Source organism: Pontibacter sp. HJ8, assembly GCF_054824225.1.
In genome coordinates, this window is the sequence record NZ_JSYF01000372.1 from 1 (window position 1) to 7,927 (window position 7,927).

A 7,927-nucleotide genomic window follows, 5' to 3' on the forward strand; every position below is an offset into this window, starting at 1 on the left:
GGTGGTTTTCTTTTACTTTATACTTCTGAATTTACCAATTTAGCCGGTTAAGACCCATTTGAAATATCCATACTTACAGATTCCCTTTCTTCATCTCACTCACAGCATAGTTTACAGCCCTTGCTGTGAGGGCCATGTAGGTCAGGGAGGGGTTTTGCGTTCCGGTCGAAGTCATGCAGGCCCCGTCGGTCACGAATACGTTCTTGCAGGCGTGCAGTTGGTTATACTTGTTCAAGAGCGAGGTCTTCGGATCGTGGCCCATCCTGACGCCCCCCATCTCGTGGATGTCCAGGCCTGGTGCCTGCCTGCTGTCGTTGGCATATATGTTCTTACAACCCGCCTTGTCGAGCATCTCCGCGCCTTGCTCCAGAAAATCCTTCAGGGACTTCTCGTCATTCTCATCATACCCGACCGACACCTTTAACAGAGGTACTCCCCACGCATCCTTTTCGTCTGCACTTAGACTAACATAATTGCTTTCCTTTGGGATCGTCTCACCTTGCATCATCATGTAGATTCCCCATTTGCCGGGCTCCAGCAACGCATCCTTGTAAGCTGCCCCAAGCTGCTCGCCGTTTGGAGCAGCGTCTGCTCTACCCCTACTGGCGCTATAGAAAACCATGTATCCCCTTCGGAATTCAGTTTCCTGCCTGTGCACGTTCCTAAAGTTTGGCATCATGACTGCACACGGGCGACGGCCATAGTAATAGCTGTCTTCATAGCCTTCCATCGTTGCCGAAAGCGAACCCCGGTAGTTGTGAAAGGCTACATACTTGCCTAAAAGACCATTATCATTCCCCAAGCCGTTCGGGAACCGGAAAGAGGTGGAGTTCAGCAATATCAGGTTAGTGTTCAGCGTAGATGCATTCACGAAGATAAGTTTGGAGAAATATTCCTGCACCTCCTTGGTATGGGCGTCCATTACCCTCACCCCTACTGCCTTTCCTTTTTTCTCATCATAGATAATAGATTGCACCACGGAGTCAGGACGAAGGGTGAGATTACCGGTTTTGGCGGCCCAGGGGAGTGTGGAGGAGTTCGAGGAGAAGTACCCCCCATAAGGGCAGCCGCGCTGGCATAGGTTTCTGGCCTGGCACTGCCCTCGCCCCTGCTGATGGTGAATCTCCTCAGGCTTCGTAAGGTGGGCGCATCGCCCAATAACCACGTGGCGGTCCTGGTAGGTCTCTACAATCCGCTTGCGGATAGTTTTCTCGACCACGTTCATTTCCCATGGTGGCAGGAACTCCCCGTCTGGCAAGGTCTCTAGGCCATCTCTATTCCCACTGATCCCGACAAATCGCTCCACATAACTGTACCAGGGTGCCAGGTCCTCGTAGCGGATGGGCCAGTCTACGGCGAAGCCATCGCGAGCCGGTCCCTCAAAGTCATACTTGCTCCAGCGCTGTGTCTGCCTGGCCCACATCAGTGACTTGCCACCCACTTGATAGCCGCGTATCCAGTCAAACGGTTTTTCCTGCACGTAAGGATGCTCCTTGTCTTTCACGAAGAAATGGGTGGCATCCTCCCGGCAAGCATAACACTTGGCCGCGATTGGGTTCTCTTCCCTGTACTCGAGGGAAAGCAGCCCCCGGTGTTGGAAGTCCCAGGGATGCATCGTGGCGGTGGGATAATCCTTCTGGTGCTCTACGTTTCTTCCCCGCTCCAGCACTAAGGTTCTCAACCCCTTGTCACAAAGCTCCTTTGCTGCCCAACCGCCGCTGATGCCTGAACCGATCACAATAGCATCAAAGCTGTGATCTGAAAATGTAGAAGTATTGATATGTGCCATGCTGCCTCTTGTAGCTCAATTATAAAAAACCATGAAATAGAAGGCCGGAATATGCCGGCCTTCGGTGAGTCATTAGGTGAGAATAGCCATACTATAAGACCTTCTGACCGCTGCTCAGGTCTTTGATGCGAATGTTTCGGAACCAAACAGTAGAACCATGCCCCAGAAAACCGATGTAGCCTTTCTGGCGCTTAAGCCCCGGGTGTTCTTTTCCATCGAGGGTTCCATTTTCGCTTGCCTGGGCAATGTCACCATCCAGAATGGTCGTGCCATTGAGGATTACCTTCACCTTTGGCCCTTTCAGGATCACTTCCTGATAGTTCCACTCTCCTACCGGCTTTAAGGCACCTCGCTTTGCTGTCATGACGCCGTACACAGAGCCATGGTACTGGTAGTCCTCCAACTCTCTGTAAATGTCGGCGTCATTGTCCAGGATCTGCAATTCCATGCCTTCATAGGCGGCATCTCCTTCGAGCGGAGTACGCACGCCCAGGCCATTGTTGGCACCCGGGGTCAGCTTGAACTCGAAGCGGAAAATAAAGTCGCCATACTCCTGCTTGGTATAGAGGTTGCCACCGCTCCCGAACTTGGGCTCGCGCACCACCAGCACCCCATCCTCTATGGTATAGTCGGTGGTGTTGCCCTGCCAGTTGTGCATGTTGATACCGTCAAACAGCACCTTAAAACCTTCTTTCTTCTCTGCTGCGCTTAAATCAAACGGCTTCGGGCGTGGGATCTCGCGGATATAAATATCACGGTAGGCTACCCTGGAGCCGTGTGCCTGCAGCTCTATCTGCTCTTCCGAGAAAATCGGCAGCTCCCGGTTCCAGAAGTTCTCCAGTATAACATTGTCTGTTACCAGTTCTCCGTTCAGGTATACCGTTACCCGGTCACCTTTCATCAGGATGCGGAAGGTATTCCATTCGCCAAGGGCGTTGTCAGCTACTTTCAGCGGCTTGCTCGGGTGTACTTTGTTGTTGTACAGGCCACCGGAACCTACCTGTGCTCCTACATTCACACGGGAAGTATCCCAGATCTGTACCTGCGGCGTACCGCGCAGGTAAATGCCGGCATCGCCTTCCTTATGGCCGTCATCAAAAATTTTCCAGTCCACAAACATCTCGATGTCGCCATACTGCTTAATTGTGGCAATGTTATCGCCCTTGCCTGTGAAGATCAGTTCACCGTTCTCCACAATCCAGCTTTTCCGCATCTGCTCATCGGCCTGTTGCTGCTTCTGAGCCAGCGTCTTTTTGTCCATTTTGGCCCGCGCAATCGGGTTCTCTACCAGGCCTTTCCAGCCCGTCAGGTCTTTGCCGTTAAACAGCAGTACCAAGCCCTCGCCTTTTGGCATCTCTGCCAGGAACTTGCGCATCGACTCTTTCTGATACTCACTGTCTGGCCCCTGCAGCACCTGGATGGTTTTGTTCAGGTACTCCCGTACCACGTCTCCCTGGAAATCAGTGCTCGACAGTGCAATGTCCATGACGGCATGTGCAGCCTGTTGCTGCAACGCGGGTTCATCCAGGTATTTGCCAGCAAACACCAGCGCCGGAAAGGCCCGGTTTCTGCCTACCTGTGTCAGGATAAGCTGCTTCTGCTCAGTGGTTTTAGCCACCTCCATGGCCTTGCGAAGCATCAGCACCTTTTGGTCTGCAGGATATTTAGCTATGCTCACGGCGCGGATGTAGCCTCTCAGCGCCTGGTCCAGATAGGTAGCATTGCCTGCACTCGCGCTGATACGGTACAGTTCCTCTGCTGCACTTACATCCGACCACTGCGAAAGCGCTGACAGAGCAGCTGTTTTGGTGGCCGCATCACCGCTTTGGAAAGCCTGCGCCACCGCCTGAAGCGCCTGGTCTCCGCCTATACTTGCCAGGATGCTAAAGTAAGCCGGCCGCTTTTCTGCAGGCGCCTCGTTCATCTTTTGCAGCACCAGTTCTGCCTTTTCCGCCTGATTTTCATAGTCACCTACAGCGGCCACAACGGCTTTTTGCACCGCTGGAAGCTCTTCCGGCTGGGAGGTTTCATTCAGGAGGGTAAATAACTGCGGCAGGTTCTCTTTGCTGGCGATGTTGGCAAGTGCCTCCAGTGCAGCCATGCGCACGGCAGCATCTTTATGCTTGGCATAAGGAAGCACCTCCTGAAATCTCCTGTTTTCACCGCGGGCACCCAATACCGCTAATAGTTCCGCCTGCGCTACCGCCGGCATTTTCGGCAAGGCCTGCGAGACTTTATCCGTCATTCCATCACTTTCCATGATCAGCAGAGTGGTTCTGACAGCGATGGCTTCTTCCTCACCACCTTTTCGCATGGTTTTCAGCAGCGAGGGCAGGACCTCTTGCTGGCCCAACTTACCGGCAGCACCAATGGCGGCAATTCTTACCTGGGTATCTTTGCTCTTCAATGCTTTTTGCACTGCAGGCAAGGCGCCTTTCGCACCGTTATTGCCCAGCATGGTGATGATCTCTGCCTGTACTGCCGGGTCGGCTTTCTTCTGCTTGTTTACCCACAGTGAAGTGTTCTCTGCCGTTACGTAGGGGCCGGCAAACTTCAGGGCGGCCGCGCGGTACTCCTTGTTCGGGTCCCCGGCTGCATTTACCAAAAGCGGCATACTTTGCTCTTTCTGAATGTCGCTCAAAAGTTTCAGGGCCGCTGTGCGCGTGTGCACCTGCTCATCCGTGGCGGTTTTGCTCAACATCGATTGAGCAATTCGCACGGCCTGCTCCGGCTGGCCCTTCTCTGCCAGACGTTTGGCATACAACAGGTAGGCGGCAACCGCGTTATCTTTGTCGAATTTGTAGTTATCCTCTTCTGCGGCCTTGGTCAAGGCAGCCTCGGCAGCCGGATCTGCGATGTTGGCCAGAGCAAAGAGCGCCAGCTTGCGCAGTTTTTCATTTTGGCTGCTGGTCAGGGGCGTTAAAGCCGTTACAGCTCCGGCATAGCGGGTGTCTCCTAAGGCTCCTACCAGGGCCAACTGGCAATCACCCTGTGCACGCTGCAGGGCCTGCAGGAGTGCCTGGCTGGAGGCAGGAGTGTTTATACTTGTCAGGGCTCTGCCGGCAGGTCCGCAGAGGCGGCCATCACCCAGGTACCCCTGCAGGCAAGCAACAACTCCATCGTCCCCAACCATTTGCAGCTGCCTGATCAAAAAGGCTTTGTGCTCCTCATGTCCGGCGTTCTGAAGGGCCTTGCAATAGGCGTTGGCACTCATTTTTCGCCAGTATTCTCTCTTCGACTCCATCACGTAGGAGGAGAATCCGCCTAAGGCATATTCTATATTGGTATTGTCGCCCTTGCCGGGTGCCGACAACATGCCGGCCATTTGCAGAATTCCTTCCTCGCCCATGGCAGCAATCCCTGCCATACTTGCCTCCAGGTGCTTTTCGTCCCTGGCCGGCAGTTCTGCCAGCAAGTCCGCGATCTTCGTCGAAAGGGTCCGCTGATCGTTTTTGCGTTGCCCCATCACGGCGGTGCTTAGGATAAGCAAGGCCAGGAGCACGAATGATATTTTTCTCATGATGTTAGCGCAGTATATTTCTAACCTATAAAAGAATGCTTTTAACTTCTTACCCAAATCCTTACACCAGCGTCCAGTCAGTGCGCATGGGTTGATAAACCAGGCGGTTGGCACCTTCGTCGTTGATGAACTCCTGTTTTACAGGGTCGAACTTGAGGGAGCGCCCTAGGCGAAGCGCTGCCAGGCCCATGTTTACAAGCGTACAGGACCGGTGCCCGTTTTCTTCATTCAGGGCAAACTTCTGGCGGTTCTTCACGGCCTGCACAAAGTCTGTTACCTGTTGCTCAGGATCAGGGAAAGCGGCTAATTTTCTTCTGAGGTCAGGAATGTCGGAGCGGAAACCCGGGTAGAGTTTTCCTTTCGGGCCCTCGATGTAAGGGATGTTTTCTTCTTTCCCCTCTCCGTCCAGAATGATCTGACAACCATCTTCATAAGTATAAGTAATCTTGCGCCAGGTGCCTACGGCGTCCGCGTGCTGTTGTGGCGCATCAATCTCCACGGAGACAGGGCTGGTGTTGTCTTTGCCTAGGAAATACTGGATAGGGTCCAGGTAGTGCTGGCCCATGTCGCCGAGGCCGCCTCCATCATAGTCCCAATAGCCACGGAACGTGCCGTGCACGCGGTGCGGGTTGTAGGGTTTATAAGGGGCAGGTCCCAGCCACATGTTGTAATCCAGTCCCTGCGGTACGGGCGTAGGATCCAGGTTGGTTTTGCCTACCCAGTAGAACTTCCAGTCATAGCCGGTGCCACGGCCAACGGTCACTTTCAGGGGCCAGCCGAGCAGGCCACTGTCTACCAGCTTTTTGATGGGCTTCACGGTGGTACCCATACCGTAGAAAATATCATCGAACCGGAACCAGGTGTTGAGGCGGAAGATACGCCCGTGCTGCTGAACAGCTTCTACTACACGCTTGCCCTCCCCGATGGTTCTGGTCATCGGCTTTTCGCACCAGATGTCTTTCCCGGCGCGGGCCGCATCCGCGGCCATAATGCCGTGCCAATGCGGCGGCGTGGCGATGTGCACAATATCCACTTCCGGCATCTGGATCAGCTCCCTGTAATCGGTAAAGGTTTTGACGCCCTTTCCAAGCATGTCCACGGCTTTCTTCAGGTGATTTTGGTCTACATCGCAGACCGCTACTACTCTTGTATCGGCATAAGGGAAATGGTTGCGTCCCATGGCTCCTACGCCAATTACGCCTTTGGTCAGCTGGTCGCTAGGAGGTACATATCCTTTCCCGCCCAACACAAAGCGCGGCACAATGGTAAAGGAGGCTAATGCAAAGGCAGACTTCTTTAAAAAGTCCCGTCTCGAATTCTCTTTGTCTGGTTTCATGAAGCACAGAGATTTTTACAAATTTATTTTTATAGTGAGATGGCTGCTGTGAGCCACGTAAAAACAAACAGTAAGCGTAAAACCCGAAACCAATAGGTGCTGGCTCCTTTTAGGAGGCAGCACTTCGGAGGTAAGAAATTCTTTACCGCTATTCAGGCGTGAGAGCTAATAGTAGCTTTTTGCCTTTAGCTTTGGTAGTGGTGGGAAAGCGCAGTGTAAGCTGGTCTTCTCTTGTTTAGATTTGATTTTCTGCACAATACCGGTTATACGCCAAGTAGCAGAAAATTAGCATTTAAGCTTTTCAATATAAGGATTAAAATATTACGAGTAAAGTCTCTTCCCCTTTAAATTAAGATTTAGTTGGCTTTTGTAAGTATAGCCGCAATTACTCCTCTGCCTCTTAAGCCAGGGGGTTATACTGTTATGGTGCTATACTTTGGGCTGGATAAAGTGCAAACCAAGGTTACATTTGCCGCCGGTCCAAAGATGAAGGAAGGAAGTTAAAGCAAGAGTAGTATACTTTAAAAACGGCAGGAGTAAAGAAATTTGGCAGGGGCCATTTGTCTGGCAATTGCGGATGATCTTACCGAAATTCTTGATGTACTTGACGCCTGTGTTGTTGGAACATTTACGCACGCTCCTGAGGTAGAACTCCTAATCAGTTAAAAGGTGTGTTTATCTTTTTAATGTCGATGTCAAAGTACCCATACTTCCACTTCATGAATTCCTGCGTATGCTTCAGAGAGGTCGTGTAGTGCTTTAGGAAGCCGGGTAAACTCATCTTCCACCAGAGCCGCTACTTTTCGTTGTGTTCCAGGTATACCTCCGCCAGCGACCGTCTCTTCTCTGCCCAGAAATCTATTCTTGATCGTTTCAGCTGTCAGCAAATGATTCGTCTCTATCACTTGGCGGTGCGCCTCATAGACTTTTGCCTGCAGATTATCCAGGTAAGCATTCAGGAATTTGGAGGCTGACTTCGTACCCGCGGCACGCCCAGCAGCAGCTATCCATCTGTCTGGTTCAGTCGCCCTGCCTGTCGTAGCTCGGCCCACTTGCCCGAGACGGTGATGCGCAGATAGATCGGCACAGGGCCTGTTTGGTAATTTGATTGTTTCTTGAGGTAGAAAAAGAGACTGAAGTTGATGCTCATAACTGTGACTGGATAGGTGAAACAAATGTAGCCTTGCAGTACTCCATTTTTAAGATATATCACCAGTTTACATCTTTAAAATCAAAAAGTCACACAACTTCTGGTAAGTAAAAGCCCTGCCTAGAAGAACTC

General features: G+C 52.1%; 5 protein-coding genes. All 5 read right to left on the reverse strand.

Annotated elements, in window-relative coordinates; all coding sequences use genetic code 11:
• Window positions 1-73: 73 nt before the first annotated feature.
• The 5 genes from OB13_RS15735 to OB13_RS15755 all read right to left on the reverse strand — a co-directional run bounded on the left by OB13_RS15735 (window position 74) and on the right by OB13_RS15755 (window position 7,795).
• Window positions 74-1,789 (reverse strand): GMC oxidoreductase, encoded by a 1,716-nt coding sequence (locus tag OB13_RS15735; protein ID WP_461491129.1) that lies wholly within the window; start codon window positions 1,787-1,789, stop codon window positions 74-76.
• A gap of 91 nt (window positions 1,790-1,880) precedes the next feature.
• Window positions 1,881-5,309 carry a family 16 glycoside hydrolase gene (locus tag OB13_RS15740; protein WP_461491130.1) on the reverse strand — a complete coding sequence of 1,143 codons (3,429 nt, stop codon included), beginning with the start codon at window positions 5,307-5,309 and terminating at the stop codon, window positions 1,881-1,883.
• A 61-nt stretch (window positions 5,310-5,370) separates the two neighbouring features.
• A complete protein-coding gene (locus OB13_RS15745; protein ID WP_461491131.1) occupies window positions 5,371-6,645 on the reverse strand; it encodes a Gfo/Idh/MocA family oxidoreductase in 1,275 nt (424 codons plus the stop codon).
• A gap of 695 nt (window positions 6,646-7,340) precedes the next feature.
• Complete coding sequence (locus OB13_RS15750) at window positions 7,341-7,697, reverse strand: hypothetical protein (protein WP_461491132.1); 357 nt, start codon at window positions 7,695-7,697, stop codon at window positions 7,341-7,343.
• Window positions 7,649-7,795: a hypothetical protein gene (locus tag OB13_RS15755; protein ID WP_461491133.1), complete on the reverse strand. Its 147-nt coding sequence runs from the start codon at window positions 7,793-7,795 to the stop codon at window positions 7,649-7,651. Before OB13_RS15755 ends, OB13_RS15750 begins: the two co-directional genes overlap by 49 nt.
• Between the last annotated feature and the right edge of the window lie 132 nt (window positions 7,796-7,927).

What these genes read in the sequence shown, in the direction of transcription:
- OB13_RS15735 (WP_461491129.1), bottom strand. Translation starts at nt 1,789, where the DNA reads ATGGCACATATCAATACTTCTACATTTTCAGATCACAGCTTTGATGCT.
- OB13_RS15740 (WP_461491130.1), bottom strand. Translation starts at nt 5,309, where the DNA reads ATGAGAAAAATATCATTCGTGCTCCTGGCCTTGCTTATCCTAAGCACC.
- OB13_RS15745 (WP_461491131.1), bottom strand. Translation starts at nt 6,645, where the DNA reads ATGAAACCAGACAAAGAGAATTCGAGACGGGACTTTTTAAAGAAGTCT.
- OB13_RS15755 (WP_461491133.1), bottom strand. Translation starts at nt 7,795, where the DNA reads ATGAGCATCAACTTCAGTCTCTTTTTCTACCTCAAGAAACAATCAAAT.